The organism is Mesobaculum littorinae (genome assembly GCF_004011175.1).
In the GTDB taxonomy this organism is placed as follows: domain Bacteria; phylum Pseudomonadota; class Alphaproteobacteria; order Rhodobacterales; family Rhodobacteraceae; genus Tranquillimonas; species Tranquillimonas littorinae.
The window spans coordinates 710,272-729,739 of sequence record NZ_RQXX01000001.1 but is presented as its reverse complement, the minus strand read 5'-3'; the positions used below and the strand labels follow the sequence as shown (position 1 = coordinate 729,739).

Here is a 19,468-nt window from a genome sequence, read left to right as displayed (position 1 = left end):
CGGCGCGAGGTGCCGGTGAACGCCGACCGCAGACCGGCGGCGGGCGCCGCCGGCCCGTGGTCAGCACTATCTGGAAGGAAGAAATATATGTCGATCGCTGCCACCGCCCGGACACGTCGGCCCCTTGTGTCGGGGCTTGCCGGGGTTGCCATGGCCTGCTGGGCCTTCACCGCGGCGCCCGCCGCCGTGGCGCAGGTGACCGCGTTCAAGATGGCCGTGGCAGAGACAGCGGCAAGCGACGACATGCTCGCTGCGTTCTATCGCGAAACCGGGTATCGCCCGCTATGGGTCGGGGCCGACGGCGCGGCGCGCCACCGCCGCGAGGCGCTGCTGAGCGCGGTAGCCCTGGCCCCCGTCCATGGCCTGCCGACCGCCCGCTACGACGTCGAGGAACTGAAGTCGCGGATGGCGGCGGCCACCACCGACCGGGCCCGCGGACGGCTGGATGTCGAGCTGACGCGCATCTTCCTGCAATTTGCCCATGACCTCGACACCGGTGTGGTCGAGCCGCGCAAGATCGATTCGACCATCGTGCGCGACATCCCCGTGCGCGACCGGCGCGAGATGCTGGACGCCTTCCTTGCCGCAGAACCGGTCCGCTTCCTGCGCGAGCTTACGCCGCGCACGGCCGAATACGGACGACTGGTGAAGGAAAAGCTGGCGCTTGAAGCGGTGATCGCCGGCGGCGGCTGGGGCCCCACGGTGCCTGCCACGCGCCTCGAACGCGGCGACAGCGGGCAGGCCGTTCTCGCCCTGCGGGATCGCCTGCGAGAGATGGGCTATTTGGGACGTACCGCGACGGGCCTCTACGATGCCGAGATCGAGGCCGCGGTCCGCGCAGCCCAATCCGATTTCGGACTGACCGTCGATGGCGTCGCGGGCGAGACCACGATCGCCGAGATCAACCGCCCCGCGGTCGACCGCCTGGGCGCGGTGATCGTCGCGATGGAGCGTGAACGCTGGTTCCCCGACGATCTGGGCAAGCGTCACGTCTGGGTGAACCTCACCGATTTCCGCGCGCGCATCGTCGACGAGGGCGAGGTCACCTTCGAGACACGCTCGGTGATCGGCAAGTCCGAGATCAGCCACCGCACGCCGGAGTTCTCCGACGTGATTGAGCACATGGTGATCAACCCCAGCTGGTACGTCCCGCGGTCGATAATCGTGAACGAATACCTCCCCGTGCTGCGGCAGAACCCGCACGCGCTGGGATACATGGAGATCATCGACAGCCGAGGGCGCGTCGTGAACCGCGGCCGCGGATTCTCGCAATACACCGCCTCGAGCTTTCCGTTCTCGATGCGTCAGCCGCCCAGCCCGCGCAACGCGCTGGGGTTGGTCAAGTTCATGTTCCCCAATAAGTACAACATTTATCTGCATGATACTCCGTCGAAATCCCTGTTCGACCGGGAAGAGCGCGCGTTCAGCCACGGCTGCGTGAGGCTGAGCGACCCCTTCGAGTTCGCCTATGCGCTTCTCGCGCTTCAGGAGGACGACCCGCAGGGGTTCTTCCAGTCCGTTCTCAACACAGGCGTCGAGCGGCGGGTGAACCTTGAAACCCCGGTTCCTGTGCACCTCGTCTATCGCACGGCCTATACCAAGCCGCGCGGCGGCCTGGAGTATCGCCGCGACGTCTATGGACGTGACGCCAAGATTCTGGATGCGCTGAGGGCGGCAGGGGTTTCGCTGCCCGGCGCCGAAAGCTAAATCTCGGCCCCAGCGACAGGAAGGGGCCGCACATGCTGAAACTGGCTGATATTGCCGAGGCGCTTGGCTCGCATCTGCATGGCGATGGCGACATCACCATCTCGGGCGCCGCGGAACCCGCCGACGCGGGGCCCGAGGACCTCGCCCTCGCCATGGCGCCGGCCTATGCCGACCGTCTGGGCGAGGGGGACGCGCGCGCTGCGATCCTGTGGGAGGGCGCGGACTGGCGCGCCCTGGGGCTGGAGGCCGCCCTTTTCGTCACGCGGCCGCGTCTGGCGCTGGCCGGGCTGACCCGGATGCTGGACCCCGGCCCGGTGATCGGCACCGGCGTCCACCCCACGGCGGTGATCGATCCCGCGGCCCAGCTGGGCGAGGGGGTCGCCATCGGCCCCTTTGCCGTCATCGGATCGGCGGTGCGGATCGGGTCCGGGGCCCGGATCGGGGCCCATGTCAGCATTGGCGCGAACGTCTCCATCGGCGCCGACGCGCTGCTGCACCCCGGGGTGCGCATCGGCCGCAACGTGACGATCGGCGACCGGTTCATCGCGCAATCGGGCGCTGCAATCGGCGGTGACGGCCTGTCCTTTGTCACGCCCGAGAAATCCGGGGTCGAAGCCGCCCGCGAAAGCATGGGCGACCAGGGCGAGATCCGGGCGCAAAGCTGGACCCGCATCCATTCGCTGGGCGGCGTGGTCATCGGTGACGACGTCGAGATTGGCGCCAATGCCTGCGTCGACGCCGGCACGATCCGGCCCACCCGGATCGACACGGGCACCAAGATCGACAACCTCGTGCACATCGCCCACAACGTGGAAATCGGCCGACACTGCCTGATGGCGGCCCTGGTCGGCGTCGCCGGATCGACGAAGATCGGCGACCGCTGCGTGTTTGGCGGTCAGGTGGGCGTGGTCGACAACATCTTTGTCGGCGACGACGTGATCGCGTCGGGCGGAACCAAGATCCTGTCGAACGTGCCGGCAGGGCGGGTGCTGATGGGCTATCCGGCCGTGAAGATGGAGCAACATGTCGACATGTACAAGGCGCTGCGCCGTCTGCCCCGGATCCTGGCCGATCTGAGGGGCGGGAAGAAACCGGTTTCACCCGCTTCCAAATCCGACTAATCACCGCGCAGGAGGGACGAGCGGCATGCCGGACACGATCAAGACCCAGGTAATCCGCATCATCGCCGAGCAGGCGGTGGTCGAACCCGAAGACGTGCGCATGGACCAGACGCTGGACGATCTGGGCATCGACAGTCTGGGACTGGTGGAATCGATCTTTGCCATCGAAGAGGCCTTCGACATCCAGGTCCCCTTCAACGCCAACGATCCCTCGGCCAGCGATTTCGACATCTCGTCGGTCGCCGCCATCATCGGAGCGGTCGAGGGGCTGGTCGCCGATCAGAAGGCATGAAGCGCGTCGTCATTACCGGGGCGGGCACGATCAACGCCCTCGGGAAATCCGTGCCCGCGACCTTGGAGGCGATGCGCGAAGGGCGGTGCGGCATCGGCCCGCTGGACATCCGCGACGTCGATCGGCTGTCTGTCCGCATCGGCGGACAGGTCCTGGACTACGACCCCGAGGATCACTTCAACCGGCAGCAGATCGTGCTTTACGACAGGTTCACGCAGTTCACCCTGCTGGCCGCGAAAGAGGCGATCGCCCAGTCGGGGCTGGTGTTCGAAGGTGATCTGGCCGCGCATGCCGGGGTCGTGCTGGGCACGGCCGGCGGCGGCGTCACCACGTGGGACGACAACTATCGCGCCGTCTACGAGGAGGGGAAGAACCGCGTTCACCCCTTCGTCGTGCCGAAGCTGATGAACAACGCCTCGGCCAGTCACCTGTCGATGGAGTACAACCTCAAGGGTCCCACCTTTACCGTGGCCACCGCCTGTTCGTCGTCGAACCACGCGATGGGCCAGGCCTTTCACATGATCCGGTCGGGGATGACCCGGGCGATGGTCACCGGCGGATCGGAATCGATGCTCTGCTTCGGCGGCGTCAAGGCGTGGGAAGGCCTGCGGGTGATGTCCAAGGACGCCTGCCGCCCCTTCAGCCTGGGCCGCAATGGCATGGTGCAGGGCGAAGGCGCGGGGATCTTCGTCTTCGAGGAATACGACCATGCCCGCGCCCGTGGCGCCGAGATCCTGGCCGAGGTCGTGGGCTTTGCCATGACCTCGGACGCCTCTGATATCGTCATGCCGTCAAAGCAGGGCGCGGCGCGTGCGATCGGCGCCGCAATGGCCGACGCGCGGCTGAACCCCGAGGACGTGGGCTATGTCAACGCGCACGGCACCGGCACCGCCGCGAACGACAAGACCGAGTGCGCCGCCGTGGCCGACGTCTTTGGCCACCATGCGGACGATTTGATGATCTCGTCGACCAAGTCGATGCACGGCCATGTCATCGGCGGCACCGGCGCTGTCGAGCTTCTGGCCTGCATCATGGCGCTGCGCGACGGCGTCATCGCGCCGACCATCGGGTATGAAGAACCCGACCCGGAATGCGCGCTCGACGTCGTGCCGAACGAGGCGCGCGAGGCGAAGGTCGATGCAGTCCTGTCGAACGCCTTCGCCTTCGGCGGGCTCAACGCCGTGCTGGCGCTGCGCCGGGCCTGACACCAGGGGTTTTCCCGCCGGCTTTCGCGTCCGACGGCCCGCGCCAGCCATTTCAGACGCCCCGATATGCAAAAGGCGCGCCCTGGGCGCGCCTTTTGCAGGTTACCGGCGGTGCTGCCCGGTCACTCGGCGTTGGCCTCGCCCACGGCATCATAGCCCGCGGTAAAGCCCGACAGCGACACGTTCAACGTCACGCGCTGATCGGGGGCGGCGGCGGGGACCAGCGACATGTTGGCCGAGGCACCGCGACGGAAACCGTTCAGCTCGGCCTCGGTAAAGCCGACGCGGGCGAAGCAGCCGATGGGGTTGCAGAAGGTATAGGGGTAGCGGCGCGGCTCGCCGCCATCCACGGCGATCGTCAGCTGCTGCGTCAGCAGCGTTTCGAGCGGCGTGATGATGGTGGCGCCGGCCACAGCCTGGCCCTGGGCCTGCGGCAGGGGGAAGACGGACATCTCGGCGACCGAGTTGCCCTCGTCATCGCGGAGCAGCTGGTAGAGCTGGCAGGGATCTTTGCCGTCCTCGGTGCGCACGCAGCGCATCTGCCAGTCATTGAAGTCCTCGGCGACGTAGGTCGAGCCGGGGCCGTCCTGCGGCTCTTGTCCCTGCGCGCCTTGCGCGGGCTCGCCCATCGACAGGTCGGACTCGGGCATTTCGACCGCCGCGTTGGCGCCGTCTTCCGTGTCGGCGTCGGCGTCGGTTTCGGTGGCAGTGTCAGAGCTGGCATCGGCGGACGGCGCCGCCGTGTCGTCCTGGGCGAAAGCGGGGCTGACGCCGGCGACGAGGGCGATCAGGGACAGAGTCTTCAGAAGGTCAGACATGTTCGGTCCATTTTTCAATACTAATTCCTTGGCCTCTAGCATGGCGCCGCAGCGCTGTCAGGCGGGAATCCGGGGCCCGCACGCGGCGACCCGCCGATGATCCGAAAGGGCAGGGAAGGGCAACGCGGCAGAAGGCGGAACAGAAAAAAGGGCCCGTCGATCCGGACCCTTTTCCCGCGTTTTACCCGCGTTCATTCTCCCTGCCGGACTGGCCGACTTAGTTATTGATCAGGACGCTACGAAGTTTGCCAGCACCCGTCAACCGCGAATACCGGGCCTTTTTAGGTGCCTGACGCACGCATAACGAAAGTCTTTGACCCCGAATGGCGCGCATGGGACGCGCATCGGGTATCCGGCCTGTCCAGCGGCGTGCCTCGGCATGAAAAAAGGCCGCGCGACGATGCGCGCGGCCAGTCCGATAGGGAGGAAACGCCCGGCCACCACGCCGGACAAGACTCACTATCCGGGACAGACCCTAAAATATCGTCAATAGAGTTGGGCGAGAGATGATCAACCTTCGGGCGATCACCCCGGGCGCCGTGCCGGGCGGGTGGCCGCGCGCACCCAGATCAGCGCCAGCACCAGCGACAGCACGGCATTCCAGCTTGCCATCGACAAGCCCGCAAAGGCCCAGGCGACCTCATCGCACATCACGATGTTCGAGGGACCGTCGGTCGACAGCAGGTCGGCACCGCTGAGGCCGCCCACGCCCGCGCCATTGCCGGTGCAAGAGGACGGCCCCTCCCACCAGCCGCGTTCGACGCCGGTGTGATAGATCCCGAAACCCGCCGTCAGCAGCGCAGCCCCAGCCCCCAGCCACGCCACCGCGCGGAGCGGGCGGAAGACGGCGATGACGCCCAGCAGGATCGCTGCGGCATGCGGCCAACGTTGCCACAAGCAAAGCTTGCAAGGCGCATAGCCGAAGGCCTGAAAGACAAATGCACCGCCCAGAAGCAGGGCGGAGCCCAAAGCGGCGATCAGCATCAGGCGACGGGGAGAGAGCGAAGAGATCATGGGGCAACGCACCTTTCAGATAACGCGCGGCCCCGGCAGGATCGGGCCAAGCCAAGGGTGGCGCTGTTGCGCGGCATCCACCACGCCGCGTCCCCGGGGTCAAGCGCCGGCCATCCGCAACGGCGCCCCGTCTCTTCCAAAGCGGGCAAGATGACATCTTTCCACCGGCGCGCTGGTGTATTATCCAGCGCCCACGGGCCCGTGTGGCGGAATGGTAGACGCAGGGGATTCAAAATCCCCCGCCGCAAGGCGTGCCGGTTCGAGTCCGGCCACGGGTACCACCTTGATAGTAAAGGGATTTTTGCTTTAAGGGCGATCCCGCTAGTCAAGGTAGACATGACGCGTTCACAAATCGCGTTCACAGTTTCTTTATTCATACCCTATCCGTTCCACGTCACTTGCGGCGCTCCTGCGCAGCCTTGGACAGCCTGCGGCGACTCGCACGAGAGCGGTAGTAGGCCACCATCTCAGCGCTTTGGCCGGTCACCGCCTGGATCTCCGCATCGGACGCCCCAGCTTCGGCAAGCTCGACAATCGCAAGTTTGCGTAGGCCATGAAGACTGTAGGGCGCGGCACGCTCGCCAAGCGTCGATCGCCACGAACGGAATGCCTTCTCGATGGCGTGATATCCAAGCGGCTCGGTCAGGTTCTTCGCCAGCATGTGGCTGCCTCGGACCGGTTGATCCTGGATAAATGCGCGCAGACGCGGTGGGCAGTAGACCTCAAGCCACTGGTCGCCCTTTTCGTCGTGCACGCTCATCCATTCGCCAGAAAATTGGTCGCGCCGCATAGTGATCGCGGCACTCGGACGCTGGCCGGTGCCCAGGATCAGCTGCGCCGCGATTCGGACCGATGCCGGAGCTTCCTCCAACTTTTCGACCATCCATTCCGGCCAAGGCTCGAAGGCGCGCGCGGGCTTGTAATATGCCAGCCCGGAAGCCGGGTTCTCCCCAAGGGGCCAGTCGAGTTCGCGCCTTGCGTAGGTCCACAACAGCGAGACCGTTTGCGCATAGCGGCTGGCCTTGCGCGGCGTGTCAGACAGTTTGCCTACGGCGCCGCGAACGGCCTGGCGGGTCGTCTTGCGCATGTCCTTTGCGCCGTTCTTTTCCATGATAGCGTCCATGGGGCGCTGGTAGCTGGCCCGGGTGGTCGCCTTGACCTTGCCCGCGCCGCGAACCTTGTCGCGCCGCCAGGCCTCGATGCACTCGCGCCATGTGTAGCGGGATGGCCGGGCCTGCGCCTGGTGCTGACCGGCTTGCGCCAACCAGTAGAGGCGATCGAGTTCCTGCGCGTCACCACGCCAGTCGAGCTTGATCTCTCGACAGCGTTGCTTGCCGCCCTCCGACCAGGTGACGCGGTGATAGGGTTCCCACTTACCGCGCACCCATCGCCAGTTCAGACGCGGTCGCGAGATGCGTGGCTTCGGCGGTCTCACAGTTCGAAGTCCTCGTCAGGCAGTGCCGCGCCCCCGGACAGGATGGCTTCGATCTGATCGACCCGCCACCGCTCGTGTCGGCCAATACGACATGGCTGGGGCAGGGCGCCGACAGAGACCAGGCGGCGGAATTCTGTCGCAGGCATGTCGAGCATTGCCGCGGCCGTAGTTTCCCGCACTGCGATGCGCTGCGCTGCGCCCATGATCAGCCTTCCTTCGTCGCGCAGGCGCGCGTGATGTTCAGGATGGCACCGCGGCTCGCCTCGGGTGTCTTGCGGAACGCGCGCAGCAGCTCGGCCTCGGCCGGATCACGGATCTCGGGCGTGCTGCCCTCGCCCGCGGTCGCGAATAACTCGGCCACCGGCGTGTTCAGCGCCGCGGCGATGTCCCAAAGCCGGGACGCGCTGATCCGGTTGGCGCCGGTCTCGTACTTCTGGATCTGCTGGAACTTGCAGCCCACGGTCGTGCCGAGCTCGGCCTGCGTCATGCCGCGCAAGCGGCGTATCTGGCGCAGGCGGTCCCCGACGTGCACGTCGATCGCATGCGGGGCACCGGTGCGGGCTGTAGGCAGGGGGGTGATCTGGTTCATTGTCCGGCTCCTTCTATCCTGCGGGTCGGCTTGGGGCTGGTGGGTGTGCAAACTGGCCTAGAGCTCAAGCAGCACATGCGCCTCGAGCCGTGGGATCGGGCCGAGGCCAAGCCCGCCCGTCTCGTGGTTGGTGATCTCGACCCGCAGGCCAGCGATAGCGGCGCTATGTGCGGCGTCGTTCAGCAGGCGGACGGCCTCTCGGACGGCTTCGGCGTGTTCCTGGAGGGAGGAAGGGGCGGTGTGGGTGGTTGTGGTCATGCTGCGGCTCCCGCGGCTTGGTTGAAGCGGGACCGGTCCAGATAGCCGGGCATCGGACGATTGCGCAGGATGCACCAGGCGGTCGCAAGCTGGGCGGGAGTGGCGTCAAGCCGTAGGACCGTGCGGCGGGCCCACTGGGTCATGCGGGCCTCCATGCGCTCATTGTGTTGGACGGTTTGAAATAACATCCTCTGCCCTCTCTCGATCAGGTGCTTCGATTGGGTCGAGAGTGCCTGAGTAGAAGTTCGTTCAGCGATCCCGACAGGCTGAACGGTAACTACGCAGTTTGCGTAACACAAGAGTAGAAATACGCATCTTGCGTATTGCGGCTGTTGAGGGCATTCCCCGCGGGGTAGAACGCGGAGTGAACATCCGTTAGGCAGCAACCAGTAAGGGGGGCTCTGGAGCGGTGGACGATTCGAAGCGATTGCAGCTGCTGAAGGAAGCGCGTGCCCAGTCGGGCATGCCGCTAGACTTCTGGGATGAACTCACCGAGGGCCTGGATCAGAGCGCTCTTGAGATCCTGGTCGGCAGATCGTCGATCTTGCCGAAGTATAGGAACTCTAAAGTAAGGCCATAGGTCTTGCGAAGTTTCTTCGCACTTTGCAGCGACAGGTCGCGCGTACCGTTCTCGAATGGACCGTAGGTCTGCATGCCCATGCCGGCCCGCTCGGCGAACTCCTTTTTTTCCAAGGCCAGCACTTCACGCACGCGCTTGAGGCGCGCTGCTACAGCTTCTCTTTGGTCTTCGAGTTCTTCGAGCATAGACGGCATCATAGGCGCGTCTCGGTTCGCTGCACTGAGCATATTGCGTATTTACACGCTACGCACAATGCATAGTTTGTGACGCATGACGCAGACACCTCCAATGACCGTTGCCGACTTTTTGTCCTGTGTAGGACGGGCTCGCTTCGAAGAGGCTCTTGGCCACAAGCCGCAAGTGGTCAGTCGAGCGGTCGCGAACAACAAGATGCCAGCGCACTGGTTTTTCGACTGCCGCGACTGGTGTGAGAGAATTGGACAGCCGGTGCCTGAGCATCTTTTCCGTAGATCGTATCGCCAGCACCGGACCGATACTACGCGCGCTGCGTACTCGCCTCCCTCCGAATGCTCGAAGCTGCCTAAGCCACGGGGTGCAGCATGACGAGGTGTCGCCAATCGATGCGGATGCCGCGCCCCGCCCTTCATATCCGCTTCCAATCCCCATGGCGCGAGGATGCGCGGGGCGTCGTGGCGCCACAAGGAAATGAGGTTTCCGATGACCAGGGTCTATGAGGGGGCCGCGGTCCGCGCGCTCTACGGACAACTCGTGAAGGACTTCGGCGGCCCGGTAGCCGTAGGTGCGTTCCTCGGCATCTCGCAGGGCACCGTCTCGAAACAGACGAAGGGCGAGGCCACGATCGGCTGCGAGCACTATGGCCCGCTCGAGGACGAGCTCGAACGCTTCCCGATCACCGACCTGATGGATGGTCGGCGCGACCGCATGTCCGGGCAAAGCGATGTGCAGCGCCTTGCGATGATCGCGCTGAAAGAGACCGGCGACCTCGGCCCTGCCGTGCTGGACTACATCGCCACCGGCGACCCCACGAAGCTGCGCAAGGAGGGGCCCGAGGCGGGCAGCGCGCTCGACCAGTTGATGCAGGCGATCATCGACGGCCACGCCCCCGCGATCGGAAAGGGGGCGGCATGACGTCTGATAATGGCAATACATGGCATCGGCACGCCCAGTTCTCGCTGGAGTTCGCGACGTGGGCTGTGCGCTTCGCGGACGCACTGCGCCAGCGGCGTCAGGGCGCTGATATGTTGATAGAATTCAGCGATCTCATTCATCAGTCCTTGGCAAATCCAGAGGAAGCTGATCCAGACTGGCCTCGTCACCGATCAGAAATCGCATCAGGTGTCGTCGACGAGGCTCTTCAACTTGCGCCGCCCTCCGCCGAAATCGTCGAACTTCTTGGGGAGGTTCGTGAGACAGCGCTCTTTCAGCAAGAGTGCGCCCGATCGACAACGCCCAACGAAGATCCTGGTTCTCCGCCTCGAGCTGAGCCAATCGACGCCGCAACAGTTCCAGATCCGTGTTCTCCATCCTGTCCTCCACGTTGCTCATGCAACCTGCGCGAGCATTGTGATTGTGGTCAAGTCGATGACGGGACCGGCGCATGATGGGGGTCGATTTCCGCATTCCTCGGGCCCCGGACTGGCCGTGGCTCGCCGCGACCTTCCGCGACACCGGACTTTTCTGGCCGGGCCAGTCGATCGAGGACGCCGCGCAGCGTTTGCGCGGTGGACTGGCCTATCTGGCCACGCCCTATTCGCAGCTCGCCCGGGATGGGGCAGGCAGCTGGAACCGTAATGCGTCGGACGGGGCGGTGGATCTTGCCGCCTGCTGGTCCGCCTGGTTTGCGATGGACGGCGTCATGGCGGCTTCGCCCGTCGTCCTGTCGGCCAGCATGGTGCATGCCATGGGGCCCGAGACCGTCGATCCGTTCGATCAGGTGTTCTGGGCGCGTTGGTGCCAGCCGCTTCTTGCGGTCAGTTCCGCCGTGGCGGTGCCGATGGTCGAGGGGTGGTCGGAAAGCCGGGGTGTCTGGCGCGCGTGCTGCTACGCGGCGCGCCACCAACGCCCGGTTGTCCTGATGGTGCAGCCATGACGGTACATCCCAGCCATATCCGGCAGGGCCTCACTGCCGAAGCGGTTCCCGTGCCGCCGACCGAGACGGCGCGGCCGTATCTCAAGCTCTGGCGCTCGGCCCTGGCGGAACTGATCGCCACGGCAGAAGGGGCCGGGGCGCTCGCCAGTGACCTCGAAACCTATCACGCGCAGGCGTGGATCGGCACCCGCGACTTCCACACCGTGTGCGCGTTGGCGGGCCTTGATGGCGAGGAGGTTCTGACGAGCCTTCGCCGCAGGGGAGTGCCCGGCGCATGACCGCGCTTTCCCCCTCCGCCCCCGACTGGCCCGGCCTTGCCCACGCGCAGGGCGAGCTGGCGCTCTATCACTGCCCGCTCTTCCGCGCGGTCGCGGACCTGCGCGGGCAGCTGGTCTACCTCGCCACGCCCTACACCAAGCCGGTCACCGGCGACGACGGCACCTTCGACCTCAACGCCAGCTATGCGGCGGTCACCACCGCCGCGCGGTGGTCGGCGATGTTCGCGGCCGAAGGCGTGACCGCGGTCTCGCCGATCGTGATGGCGGGCGAGATGGTGCACGCCGACCCCTTTCACGGCGACCTCGATCCGCTCGACCAGGGCTTCTGGGCCGACTGGTGCCGCCCGCTTCTGCGCGCTTGCCGCGCGGTGGTGGTGCCGCCGATCCCGGGCGCCGACGTCTCGACCGGGGTCTGGGCGGAGGCGCTCGACGCCGTCTCGCGCAACCGCCGCGTCTACCTGATCTCGCCCGCCGACCGCGCCGCGGTGTTCCCCGGTCGGGCCCCCTCGCAACCCGGAGGATGACGATGCTCGACGCAGACCCGGCGGGGGGCGACGCCCCGCGCATGAAGGAGACCGAGGCCGACCGCGCGGTGCGTGACGGCGCCTACCGCGTGACTGCCGATGAGCTGCGGTCCTTCGTCGAACGCTTCGAACGGCTCGACCAGGAGAAGAAGGACATCGCCGACCAGCAGAAGGAGGTGATGGCCGAGGCCAAGGGCCGGGGCTACGACACCAAGGTGATCCGCAAGATCATCGCCCTGCGCAAGCGCGACCGGGATGACATCGCCGAGGAAGAGGCGGTGCTCGACATGTACAAGCAAGCGCTGGGGATGAACTGATGGGCCCGCTCGCTGACGCCCCGCACCACCTGCGCCCCGTCGATGTCGAGGATCTGCCCGAATACCCCTTGGGCGAACACGACCGGCTCGACAGCCACTACTTCCTGGTCTGGCACCACCGACGCTGGCTGAACTCGGACATGCGCCTGAAGGCGACCGAGGAGGCGCGGGCGCTGTTCTTCGACCTGATCTGCCTGTCGCAGGACCAGACGCCGATCGGCACGCTGCCCGACGACATGGAGCTGATCGCGAAGCTTCTGCACGTCGACCAGGCGCGGCTGGAGCGACTGAGCGACATGCGCTTCGGCCCGCTGCACAAGTGGACGCGGTGCCGCTGCGACGACGAGATCCGGCTCTGGCACCCGATGGTTCTGGAGATGGTGCAGGAGGCGCTGTCGCGGCGCGAGAACAACCGCGCCTCGAACGAGGCGGCGAACGCCAAGAAGCGGCGGCAGCGGCTGCGCAGCACGATCGCGGGCTTCCACGCGGATCTCGCGAAAAACGACGCGGCGGTCCTCTGGATCGACGACTGGCTGCAGCAGCACTGCGACGGCTACCGCACGGCGGAGTGGTACCAGCGCGCGATGGCGGCCTGGGCGAACCAGCAGTTCGACCCGGCCCGGGCGCGGCAGGTCGGCTGACCCCCTCACGATCGGTCCCGGGGACACGAGAGGAAAGTGTCCCCGGGACAGACCCAAAGTGTCCCGGGACAGAAATGGATGTGTCCCGGGACACAAAGCGATCTGTCCCCGGACACATCCGAAAAGTGTCCCCCACGATAGGGACAGGGACAGGAAAGAAGAAGGAAACCGACACATCGCGCCGAACCGGCCGGCGGCGTGGGGTGGCAGAGGGCGGATCGGCCGAGAAGGGGGCGAGGATGGACACGAACGCGACAGAGGCCGAAGGGCGCGCCCGGGTGCTGGCGCTCTTGTGGGACAGGCTCGACGCCGCGGGGCTGAAGCCGCCGCCGCGGGTGACGGGCGAGACCTGGGCCGCCACCCGGCGAAAGTTGACAGCCGAGCTTGCGCATCTCGATTCAGAAAATCTCGATACGCTCGTGCAGAACGTCCTCGACGCCGCGACCGGGCCGAAACGCGACCGGTCCCCGAAGTACCTGACTATCCGTAACTACGGCCTCGGGCTGCAACAACGCCCGCTGCGGCAGGCGCGGATCATAACCAGCTGGCTCGCCTCGAAAGAGGGACCGCAGGCAGAGGCCGGCGGCTACCTGGTCGAGCTCTTTCGGTTCGTTCGGAAGCATCAGCGTCCGGTCCTGCCCTATGACATGAGGCAGATACGCAAAGTTGCCGACGAAAACGCCCGAGCTCTGCAGCGCTACCGCGAGCGGGCTGCGGCCGGGAAAATCAGCGCGCAAGAACGCGCCTGGTGCGAAGCCTACCAGCGCGACGCGACCGAGGCGCGGCAGATCATCGAAGAGGGCAAGGCAAGGAGGGACGCAGCATGAAACACGACAGGCTATTCCAGATTCTGGGCACGGGACGCGATGCCTCCGGGCGACCGCTGACCGAAGCCGAGCGGATCGATCTCGTGCGCGCGGCGGGACGGGTGCCGGACGGCTGCGGACCGGCGATGCCCGAGGCACCGGCCCGCGGGCCGGTGCGCGCATTCGAACCGAAGGCGTTCTATCCCAAGGGTGCGGCGGATTGGGAAAGCAAGCCCGCGGGGTACGAGGGCCGCAAGGCGCTGGCGGTGGCCGACGCCTTCGACCTGATGGCGCGCGCCGCCGCACGGTCGAAGCGGGACCAACCCTTTACGCCAACGCAGGTTGCGATGGGCCGCAGCTATGCAGCGCTGACGGAGAAGCTGGCCGCGGCTGGTGTGAAACTCAGTTCGGTCGAGGGCCGCGCCGGTGGAAGCGGGCAAGGCGGCGATGTGACCGACCGCCGCCTGATCGAGGCCGAACGGCTGGCGGCCCTGCACCGCCGGATCGGCACGGGCATTGCCATGGAGGTTCGGCGCCAGCGACCCAGCCGGACCTCGGCCACGGATCGGCCGCGCCGCAGCTTCACCGATCGGCAACTGATCGATGCGGTCTGCCTTGAAGGGCGGACGATCAGCGACGTGCTCGATAGCTTTGGGTGGAAGGTCTACGGCGATACCCGCGCGGCGGTGCGCACCGCGCTTTGCAAGGCGCTCGATCGCATGGTCGGCCCGGTTCGACGGGGCAATATCATGGTGGCGGGAGGCGCGTCTGCTAGGGACTTCTGGGGAAAAATGCGCCCGGATGACAATTAGGGTTTGACGCTTACCTCCGTCTGTGGCGGATATATATGCAACATCAAGCAGTGCGCCCGGCGGGAATGACCCGACCGGGCGCTTTGCGTTCTGACCCCTGACATTGCGAGGCGCTGATGATCCGCAAGCTTTGCGCGATCCGGGGCTGCGACGAGCTCGCGGTGCCGGGCGGCTCCCATTGCGCGGTGCATGCCGCCGAGAAGGCGAACCGCCTTGCCGCCCGGCGGGCGCAGGCCAAGACCTCGGATGCGGCGCGCAAGGGCCACGCGCTTTACCGCACCTCCGCCTGGCGCAAGGCGGCGAAGGCGTACCTGGCGTGGAACCCGCTCTGCGTCGACTGCGGCCAGCTTGGCGGTGTCGAGCCGGCGGTCGAGGTCGATCACATCGAGCGGCACCGCGGCGATCCGGCGAAGTTCTGGGACCGGTCGAACTGGCAGCCGCTCTGCCGCCGGTGCCACAGCCGGAAGACGGCGCGCGAGGTGTTCCATGGCGCCTGACCCCGGGGGGTATCTGAAAATCTCCGCCCCTACGCCGGACCGGCGTGGGGAGGTCTTTTTCCGCACGCGGGAATTTGAGGAAAAAAGCCCATCTGGGCAGGGAAGGAGGGAGCGATGAAGGGACGGAAACCGGACCTCGGCAACGTCATCCCGATGAAGGGCGATGCGCCGAAGCCTGTCCCCGAGGCGCCCGAGATCATGAGCGAGGAGGGCCGCCGGGTCTGGGACCGGCTGGCGCCGATCATGGCGCGCAAGGACCGGCTGGAAGAGCACCATGTCGAGATGTTCGCGGTCTACTGCGAGGCGGCGGCGGACGTGATGCGCTTCACGATCGAGCTTCTGGACTACGGCTTCAACTACACGGTCACGACCCGCAACGGGCAGCAGGAGAAGAAGCGCGCCGCCTGGGGCCAGCGGCAGGATGCGCTGTCGACGATGCGGCAGGTCTCGGCGCTCTTCGGGATGTCGCCGGTCGACGAGCGGCGGATGGCGTCGGACGGGCAGGGCGATCTTTTGTCGATGCTCGAGGCGCAGTTGAATGGAAGCCATTGATCACCCGGTCTCGCGCTACGCCCTGAGCGTGGTCGCGGGCGACACGGTGGCGGGCGAACTGGTGCGCATGGCCTGCGAGCGGCACCTGGTGGATCTCGAACGCGGGGCCGACCGCGGCCTGTGGTTCGACACGAAGGCGGCGAGCCGGATCCTGAACTTCGCGGGCCTGATCAAGCACACGACGGGCCCGTCGGCGGGCAAGCCGCTGACGCTGGAGCCCTGGCAGATGTTCCGGCATGGCTCTGTCTTCGGGTGGAAGCGGGCGGACGGGCTCAGGCGCTTCAAGGCGACCTATCACCAGGTCGGCAAGAAGAACGGCAAGACGACGGACACCGCGGTGCCGGCGCTCTACACGCAACTCTTCGACGGCGAGGCGGCGCCGCAGGGGTATTGCGCGGCGACGACGCGGGACCAGGCGGGGCTGCTCTTCAAGGAGCTGAAGCGGATGATCCGCGCCTCGCCGGCGCTCGTGCAACTGATGACGGTCTACAAGACCGAGATCGAGACGCCGGGGACGAACGGGACGATCAGCGCGCTCAGCCGCGACGGTAACTCGGCCGACGGGATCAACCCGCACTTCGCCGCGCGCGACGAGGTGCACCGCTGGACCGACCGGGAGCTGGCCGAGATCGTGGTGAACTCGATGCTGGCCCGATCGCAACCGATCGACTGGGCGATCACCACCGCGGGGGCGAGCCGGGCCAGCATCTGCGGCGAAATGCGGCGCTACTCGGAACAGGTGCTGCGCGGCGATGTCGAGGACGACGCCTTCTTCGCCTACGTGGCCGAGCCGCCCGAGGATGCGGACCCGGCCGATCCGCTGGCCTGGCGGATGGGCAATCCGAACCTCGGGGTGTCGTTCCAGGAGGAGGACTTCGGGCGGCTTTACCGCGAGGCGCAGGCGATCAGTGGCAAGATGCCGAACTTCCGGCGCCTGCACCTGAATCTCTGGACCGAGGGGGCGCAGGGCTGGATCTCGCGCGATGTGTGGGACCGGGGGGCCGAGCCGTTCGATATCGAGATGCTGCGCGGGCGCGATGCCTGGGCGGCGCTCGACCTGTCGAGCACGACGGACCTCTCGGCGATCGTCATCGCGGTGCCGGTCGAGGGGCGGACGTATCTGGTGGCCTACACCTTCATGCCCGAAGGGCCGCGGGGCTTCATCGCCCGCGCCCAGTCGGAAAACCGCGAGTTCATCGCCTGGCGCGACCAGGGCTGGCTCGAGGTGCACAAGGGCGGGTCGATCGACGAGGACCAGATCCTGCAGCGGCTGGAATGGATCCGGCGGTTCTTCAACCTGCGCGAACTGGCCTTCGACCGCTGGGGCATGGCGTCGATGAAGCGGCAGCTCAATCGACGGAACTTCCCGCTGGTCGACCACGGGCAGGGCTACGCGGGCATGTCGGCGCCGATGAAGGCCTTCGAGGCGCGGGTGATGGAGACCCGGATCCGGCACGCGGGCAACCCGGTGCTGGCCTGGGCGGTGGGCAACACGCATCGCGACGAGGATGCGAGCGAGAACATCAAGCCCAACAAGCAGAAGTCGACGGGCCGGATCGATCCGGCGGTCGCGGCGATCATGGCGCTCGGCCGGGCCGAAGCCGCCCAGGGCAAGAAACGGGATCGGGAGATCGAGTTGCTATGAGCACGCTGGCACGCCTCTTCGATCGGTCTGACCCGGCCGCGGCCGCGCGGCGCGCCGAACCGCCGGTCTCGGCCGCGTCGGTCTCGTCCACGGCCACGGATCCGGCGGCCTCGGCGGACGCGGGTCCGGCCAGCTCGGCCACGGCTGCGCCGGCGGCTTGGCTGACCGATATCGGCTGGGGCGGGCAGGGCCGGGTGCGCAGCCTGCCGCGGGTCAGCGCCATCGCGGCGCAGCGGCACGCGACGGTCTTTGCCTGTTGCAACGTCATCGCGGGGGATCTCGCGAAGGTGCCGCTGAAGCTCTACCGCCGCCGCGACGACGGTCGGGAAGAGCGGGTGCGGACGCATCCGCTGGCCTATCTTCTGAACGTCGAGGCCTCGCCGCAGGTGGCCGCCGCGACGATGCGCTATGCGCTGGTCTATGCCTTCTGCCTGCGCGGGCGGTCCTATTCCTACGCGCCGCGCGACGGGGCGGGGGAGCTGACGCTGATGGAGGCGATCCGGCCCGACATGGTCGCCATGCTGCGGGCGGGCCGGGCGCGATTCTACGACTTCGAGGACGGCGCCGGGATCATGCGGCGGGTGCCGTCGCGGGCGATGGTCCACCTGCGCTACATGGCCGACGACGGCTGGACCGGGCGCAGCCCGATCGAGGTCGCCGCGGAAAGCATGGGGCTGGCGCTCGCCGGTCAGGAGGCCGCGGCACGGGCGGCGGCCGGCGGGGCGACGCGCGGCGTGGTGAAGCTCGACAGCGTCTATGGCGACGACGAGGCCTACCAGCGCAACGCGCGGCGGGTGAAGGCGGCGCTGTCGGACCCGGATTCGAACGGCTGGCCGATCATCTCGCCCGACGAGGACATCAAGGCGCTGGACCTGAGCGCGGCCGATCAGCAGCTGCTGGAAAGCCGCAAGTTCGACCGCGAGCAGATCGCGCAGATCTACCGGGTGCCGCCCTCGAAGCTGCAGATGCTGGAGCACGGGGTGAAGGCCAACGGCGAACAGCAGGCGATCGACTACAAGGCGGATTGTCTTCTGCACTGGGGGCGCCTGACCGAGGCGCAGCTGATGCTGAGCGCGCTGACCGAGGCCGAACGCCGCGCGGGCTTCTTCCTGCGCCACGACTACGACGCACTTCTGCAGGCGACGACGAAGGAGCGCTACGACGCGCTCGCCAAGGCGATCGGGGGCCCCTGGACGACGATGAACGAGGGCCGCGTCATGGAGGGGATGGAGCCGATCGAGGGCGGCGACCGGATGTATCCGCCGCCGAACATGACGCGGGACGACACTGCCGCGCCCGGCCACAAGGAGACCGAGGAATGACCAGACGCACCGTCGCCAGCATGCTTGCCGGCAGCACCGTGGCGCTTTGCCATCCGGCCGCGGGGGAATACCTCGCCACCGAGCTGCCCGAGGCCGCGGCGGGCGGGCCCGTCGCGATCGAGCGGGGCGAACGCTTCGCGGTCTCGGGCGGGGTGGCCGTCATGCCGATCCGCGGCCTGATGACGCCGAACTCCGAGCTTCTGGAACGCTATCTCGGCTGGGCGACCTATCGCGGCATCGAAGAGGCGATGACCGAGCTCACCGAACGCGAGGACGTGGCGGCGATCGCGCTGGAACTCGACACGCCCGGCGGCCTCGTGCGCAACCTCGATGCCGCGGCCGAGGCGGTGGCCGCCGCCGCGGCGGTGAAACCGGTGCATGCCCTGGTCTCGCCGCTGGCGGCCAGCGCGGGCTACCGGCTGGCGGCGCATGCGACCGAGATCGTGATGACCGCGGGCAGCGAGGTGGGCTCGATCGGCGTCGCGGTGATGGCCCACCGGCCCGAGGCGCCGGACATGGGCGGGGAGCGCTGGTTCGAGTTCACCTCGCGCCATGCCCGGGCCAAGCGCCCCGATCCCGGCACGCCCGAGGGGATCGCGGTGATCCGCGCCGATCTCGACCGGCTGGAGGCGACGTTCCACGCCGCTGTTGCCGCGGGCCGCGGGATCCCGCTCGAGGATCTGCCCGCGCGTCTGAGTCTCACCGACGATCCTGCCGATGGCGGGGGCGTCTTCCATCCCGCCGAGGCGATCGCCCGGGGGCTCGCCGACCGGCAGAGCCGGCGCAGTGACTTCTACTCCGCGCTCTTTGCCGCCCATGCGCCACGGCGCCAGACCGCCCCGCGGGCCTACCGCGCCCGCGCCGCCGCGGCCCGGGCATTGGCCACCACCTGACCTGACACCTGCGCCCTTCGCGCCTCGTGATCCCCCGGCCTTCGCGGCGGGGCCAAACGGCTGCGCGCTTGCGCGGCCTTCATCCAAGGAG

Annotated in this window: 24 protein-coding genes and 1 tRNA gene; 18 read left to right on the top strand and 7 right to left on the bottom strand. The window is 67.3% G+C overall.

Annotated elements, in window-relative coordinates; translation table 11 throughout:
* Nucleotides 1-87: 87 nt before the first annotated feature.
* The 4 genes from EKE94_RS03365 to EKE94_RS03350 are packed head-to-tail and all read left to right on the top strand — an operon-like array spanning nucleotide 88 to nucleotide 4,325.
* Nucleotides 88-1,707: a L,D-transpeptidase family protein gene (locus tag EKE94_RS03365; protein WP_206615003.1), complete on the top strand. Its 1,620-nt coding sequence runs from the start codon at nucleotides 88-90 to the stop codon at nucleotides 1,705-1,707.
* Nucleotides 1,708-1,739: 32 nt separating this feature from the next.
* Entirely contained in the window at nucleotides 1,740-2,828 is a 1,089-nt protein-coding gene (gene lpxD / locus EKE94_RS03360) for a UDP-3-O-(3-hydroxymyristoyl)glucosamine N-acyltransferase (RefSeq protein ID WP_127905172.1), read from the top strand.
* A gap of 25 nt (nucleotides 2,829-2,853) precedes the next feature.
* Complete coding sequence (locus tag EKE94_RS03355; RefSeq protein WP_127905171.1) at nucleotides 2,854-3,120, top strand: acyl carrier protein; 267 nt, start codon at nucleotides 2,854-2,856, stop codon at nucleotides 3,118-3,120.
* Nucleotides 3,117-4,325, top strand: coding sequence for a beta-ketoacyl-[acyl-carrier-protein] synthase family protein (locus EKE94_RS03350; protein WP_127905170.1), 1,209 nt, complete (start codon nucleotides 3,117-3,119; stop codon nucleotides 4,323-4,325). The genes EKE94_RS03355 and EKE94_RS03350 overlap by 4 nt, the downstream gene beginning before the upstream one ends.
* A 122-nt stretch (nucleotides 4,326-4,447) precedes the next feature.
* On the opposite strand, the gene EKE94_RS03345 is transcribed toward EKE94_RS03350, so the two are convergent.
* Nucleotides 4,448-5,143 carry an invasion associated locus B family protein gene (locus EKE94_RS03345; RefSeq protein WP_127905169.1) on the bottom strand — a complete coding sequence of 232 codons (696 nt, stop codon included), beginning with the start codon at nucleotides 5,141-5,143 and terminating at the stop codon, nucleotides 4,448-4,450.
* A gap of 525 nt (nucleotides 5,144-5,668) precedes the next feature.
* The gene (locus tag EKE94_RS03340) at nucleotides 5,669-6,157 is read right to left on the bottom strand and encodes a disulfide bond formation protein B (protein WP_127905168.1); all 489 of its coding nucleotides are present in this window, start codon (nucleotides 6,155-6,157) and stop codon (nucleotides 5,669-5,671) included.
* Nucleotides 6,158-6,354: 197 nt separating this feature from the next.
* Here EKE94_RS03340 and EKE94_RS03335 point away from each other — a divergent pair.
* Nucleotides 6,355-6,438, top strand: a tRNA-Leu gene (locus EKE94_RS03335).
* A 113-nt stretch (nucleotides 6,439-6,551) separates the two neighbouring features.
* Here EKE94_RS03335 and EKE94_RS03330 read toward each other — a convergent pair.
* The 5 genes from EKE94_RS03330 to EKE94_RS03310 all read right to left on the bottom strand — a co-directional run bounded on the left by EKE94_RS03330 (nucleotide 6,552) and on the right by EKE94_RS03310 (nucleotide 9,204).
* Nucleotides 6,552-7,592 (bottom strand): tyrosine-type recombinase/integrase, encoded by a 1,041-nt coding sequence (locus tag EKE94_RS03330; protein WP_127905167.1) that lies wholly within the window; start codon nucleotides 7,590-7,592, stop codon nucleotides 6,552-6,554.
* Nucleotides 7,589-7,795, bottom strand: coding sequence for a helix-turn-helix transcriptional regulator (locus EKE94_RS03325; protein ID WP_127905166.1), 207 nt, complete (start codon nucleotides 7,793-7,795; stop codon nucleotides 7,589-7,591). Before EKE94_RS03325 ends, EKE94_RS03330 begins: the two co-directional genes overlap by 4 nt.
* A gap of 2 nt (nucleotides 7,796-7,797) precedes the next feature.
* Nucleotides 7,798-8,181 (bottom strand): helix-turn-helix domain-containing protein, encoded by a 384-nt coding sequence (locus tag EKE94_RS03320; RefSeq protein WP_127905165.1) that lies wholly within the window; start codon nucleotides 8,179-8,181, stop codon nucleotides 7,798-7,800.
* Nucleotides 8,182-8,238: 57 nt separating this feature from the next.
* The gene (locus EKE94_RS03315; protein ID WP_127905164.1) at nucleotides 8,239-8,439 is read right to left on the bottom strand and encodes a hypothetical protein; all 201 of its coding nucleotides are present in this window, start codon (nucleotides 8,437-8,439) and stop codon (nucleotides 8,239-8,241) included.
* 504 nt (nucleotides 8,440-8,943) lie between these two features.
* Entirely contained in the window at nucleotides 8,944-9,204 is a 261-nt protein-coding gene (locus EKE94_RS03310; protein WP_235855877.1) for a helix-turn-helix transcriptional regulator, read from the bottom strand.
* A gap of 493 nt (nucleotides 9,205-9,697) precedes the next feature.
* Here EKE94_RS03310 and EKE94_RS03305 point away from each other — a divergent pair, with 493 nt between their 5' ends.
* The 13 genes from EKE94_RS03305 (at nucleotide 9,698) to EKE94_RS03245 (ending at nucleotide 19,377) form a co-directional block, all read left to right on the top strand.
* Nucleotides 9,698-10,129: a hypothetical protein gene (locus tag EKE94_RS03305; RefSeq protein WP_127905162.1), complete on the top strand. Its 432-nt coding sequence runs from the start codon at nucleotides 9,698-9,700 to the stop codon at nucleotides 10,127-10,129.
* A 469-nt stretch (nucleotides 10,130-10,598) separates the two neighbouring features.
* Nucleotides 10,599-11,090 (top strand): DUF1937 family protein, encoded by a 492-nt coding sequence (locus EKE94_RS03300; RefSeq protein WP_127905161.1) that lies wholly within the window; start codon nucleotides 10,599-10,601, stop codon nucleotides 11,088-11,090.
* The gene (locus EKE94_RS03295; RefSeq protein WP_127905160.1) at nucleotides 11,087-11,368 is read left to right on the top strand and encodes a hypothetical protein; all 282 of its coding nucleotides are present in this window, start codon (nucleotides 11,087-11,089) and stop codon (nucleotides 11,366-11,368) included. Before EKE94_RS03300 ends, EKE94_RS03295 begins: the two co-directional genes overlap by 4 nt.
* The gene (locus EKE94_RS03290) at nucleotides 11,365-11,892 is read left to right on the top strand and encodes a DUF1937 family protein (RefSeq protein WP_127905159.1); all 528 of its coding nucleotides are present in this window, start codon (nucleotides 11,365-11,367) and stop codon (nucleotides 11,890-11,892) included. Before EKE94_RS03295 ends, EKE94_RS03290 begins: the two co-directional genes overlap by 4 nt.
* Nucleotides 11,893-11,933: 41 nt before the next feature.
* Entirely contained in the window at nucleotides 11,934-12,209 is a 276-nt protein-coding gene (locus tag EKE94_RS03285) for a DUF2312 domain-containing protein (RefSeq protein ID WP_127905457.1), read from the top strand.
* Entirely contained in the window at nucleotides 12,209-12,850 is a 642-nt protein-coding gene (locus EKE94_RS03280; protein ID WP_235855876.1) for a hypothetical protein, read from the top strand. The genes EKE94_RS03285 and EKE94_RS03280 overlap by 1 nt, the downstream gene beginning before the upstream one ends.
* A 239-nt stretch (nucleotides 12,851-13,089) precedes the next feature.
* Nucleotides 13,090-13,677, top strand: coding sequence for a hypothetical protein (locus EKE94_RS03275; RefSeq protein ID WP_127905158.1), 588 nt, complete (start codon nucleotides 13,090-13,092; stop codon nucleotides 13,675-13,677).
* Nucleotides 13,674-14,468: a hypothetical protein gene (locus EKE94_RS03270; RefSeq protein ID WP_235855875.1), complete on the top strand. Its 795-nt coding sequence runs from the start codon at nucleotides 13,674-13,676 to the stop codon at nucleotides 14,466-14,468. Before EKE94_RS03275 ends, EKE94_RS03270 begins: the two co-directional genes overlap by 4 nt.
* 116 nt (nucleotides 14,469-14,584) lie before the next feature.
* A complete protein-coding gene (locus EKE94_RS03265) occupies nucleotides 14,585-14,965 on the top strand; it encodes an HNH endonuclease signature motif containing protein (RefSeq protein ID WP_127905157.1) in 381 nt (126 codons plus the stop codon).
* Between the two features lie 114 nt (nucleotides 14,966-15,079).
* Nucleotides 15,080-15,517 (top strand): P27 family phage terminase small subunit, encoded by a 438-nt coding sequence (locus EKE94_RS03260; protein WP_127905156.1) that lies wholly within the window; start codon nucleotides 15,080-15,082, stop codon nucleotides 15,515-15,517.
* Nucleotides 15,504-17,162, top strand: a complete 1,659-nt coding sequence (locus EKE94_RS03255; RefSeq protein WP_127905155.1) for a terminase large subunit — start codon at nucleotides 15,504-15,506, stop codon at nucleotides 17,160-17,162. Before EKE94_RS03260 ends, EKE94_RS03255 begins: the two co-directional genes overlap by 14 nt.
* Entirely contained in the window at nucleotides 17,159-18,484 is a 1,326-nt protein-coding gene (locus tag EKE94_RS03250; protein WP_127905154.1) for a phage portal protein, read from the top strand. Before EKE94_RS03255 ends, EKE94_RS03250 begins: the two co-directional genes overlap by 4 nt.
* Nucleotides 18,481-19,377 carry a S49 family peptidase gene (locus EKE94_RS03245; protein WP_127905153.1) on the top strand — a complete coding sequence of 299 codons (897 nt, stop codon included), beginning with the start codon at nucleotides 18,481-18,483 and terminating at the stop codon, nucleotides 19,375-19,377. The genes EKE94_RS03250 and EKE94_RS03245 overlap by 4 nt, the downstream gene beginning before the upstream one ends.
* Nucleotides 19,378-19,468 lie beyond the last annotated feature (91 nt).

Excerpts from the sequence above, each read along its gene's own strand:
- EKE94_RS03365 (WP_206615003.1), top strand. The coding sequence starts at position 88 with ATGTCGATCGCTGCCACCGCCCGGACACGTCGGCCCCTTGTGTCGGGG.
- lpxD (WP_127905172.1), top strand. The coding sequence starts at position 1,740 with ATGCTGAAACTGGCTGATATTGCCGAGGCGCTTGGCTCGCATCTGCAT.
- EKE94_RS03355 (WP_127905171.1), top strand. The coding sequence starts at position 2,854 with ATGCCGGACACGATCAAGACCCAGGTAATCCGCATCATCGCCGAGCAG.
- EKE94_RS03350 (WP_127905170.1), top strand. The coding sequence starts at position 3,117 with ATGAAGCGCGTCGTCATTACCGGGGCGGGCACGATCAACGCCCTCGGG.
- EKE94_RS03345 (WP_127905169.1), bottom strand. The coding sequence starts at position 5,143 with ATGTCTGACCTTCTGAAGACTCTGTCCCTGATCGCCCTCGTCGCCGGC.
- EKE94_RS03340 (WP_127905168.1), bottom strand. The coding sequence starts at position 6,157 with ATGATCTCTTCGCTCTCTCCCCGTCGCCTGATGCTGATCGCCGCTTTG.
- EKE94_RS03325 (WP_127905166.1), bottom strand. The coding sequence starts at position 7,795 with ATGGGCGCAGCGCAGCGCATCGCAGTGCGGGAAACTACGGCCGCGGCA.
- EKE94_RS03320 (WP_127905165.1), bottom strand. The coding sequence starts at position 8,181 with ATGAACCAGATCACCCCCCTGCCTACAGCCCGCACCGGTGCCCCGCAT.
- EKE94_RS03315 (WP_127905164.1), bottom strand. The coding sequence starts at position 8,439 with ATGACCACAACCACCCACACCGCCCCTTCCTCCCTCCAGGAACACGCC.
- EKE94_RS03310 (WP_235855877.1), bottom strand. The coding sequence starts at position 9,204 with ATGCTCGAAGAACTCGAAGACCAAAGAGAAGCTGTAGCAGCGCGCCTC.
- EKE94_RS03305 (WP_127905162.1), top strand. The coding sequence starts at position 9,698 with ATGACCAGGGTCTATGAGGGGGCCGCGGTCCGCGCGCTCTACGGACAA.
- EKE94_RS03300 (WP_127905161.1), top strand. The coding sequence starts at position 10,599 with ATGATGGGGGTCGATTTCCGCATTCCTCGGGCCCCGGACTGGCCGTGG.
- EKE94_RS03295 (WP_127905160.1), top strand. The coding sequence starts at position 11,087 with ATGACGGTACATCCCAGCCATATCCGGCAGGGCCTCACTGCCGAAGCG.
- EKE94_RS03290 (WP_127905159.1), top strand. The coding sequence starts at position 11,365 with ATGACCGCGCTTTCCCCCTCCGCCCCCGACTGGCCCGGCCTTGCCCAC.
- EKE94_RS03285 (WP_127905457.1), top strand. The coding sequence starts at position 11,934 with ATGAAGGAGACCGAGGCCGACCGCGCGGTGCGTGACGGCGCCTACCGC.
- EKE94_RS03280 (WP_235855876.1), top strand. The coding sequence starts at position 12,209 with ATGGGCCCGCTCGCTGACGCCCCGCACCACCTGCGCCCCGTCGATGTC.
- EKE94_RS03275 (WP_127905158.1), top strand. The coding sequence starts at position 13,090 with ATGGACACGAACGCGACAGAGGCCGAAGGGCGCGCCCGGGTGCTGGCG.
- EKE94_RS03270 (WP_235855875.1), top strand. The coding sequence starts at position 13,674 with ATGAAACACGACAGGCTATTCCAGATTCTGGGCACGGGACGCGATGCC.
- EKE94_RS03265 (WP_127905157.1), top strand. The coding sequence starts at position 14,585 with ATGATCCGCAAGCTTTGCGCGATCCGGGGCTGCGACGAGCTCGCGGTG.
- EKE94_RS03260 (WP_127905156.1), top strand. The coding sequence starts at position 15,080 with ATGAAGGGACGGAAACCGGACCTCGGCAACGTCATCCCGATGAAGGGC.
- EKE94_RS03255 (WP_127905155.1), top strand. The coding sequence starts at position 15,504 with ATGGAAGCCATTGATCACCCGGTCTCGCGCTACGCCCTGAGCGTGGTC.
- EKE94_RS03250 (WP_127905154.1), top strand. The coding sequence starts at position 17,159 with ATGAGCACGCTGGCACGCCTCTTCGATCGGTCTGACCCGGCCGCGGCC.
- EKE94_RS03245 (WP_127905153.1), top strand. The coding sequence starts at position 18,481 with ATGACCAGACGCACCGTCGCCAGCATGCTTGCCGGCAGCACCGTGGCG.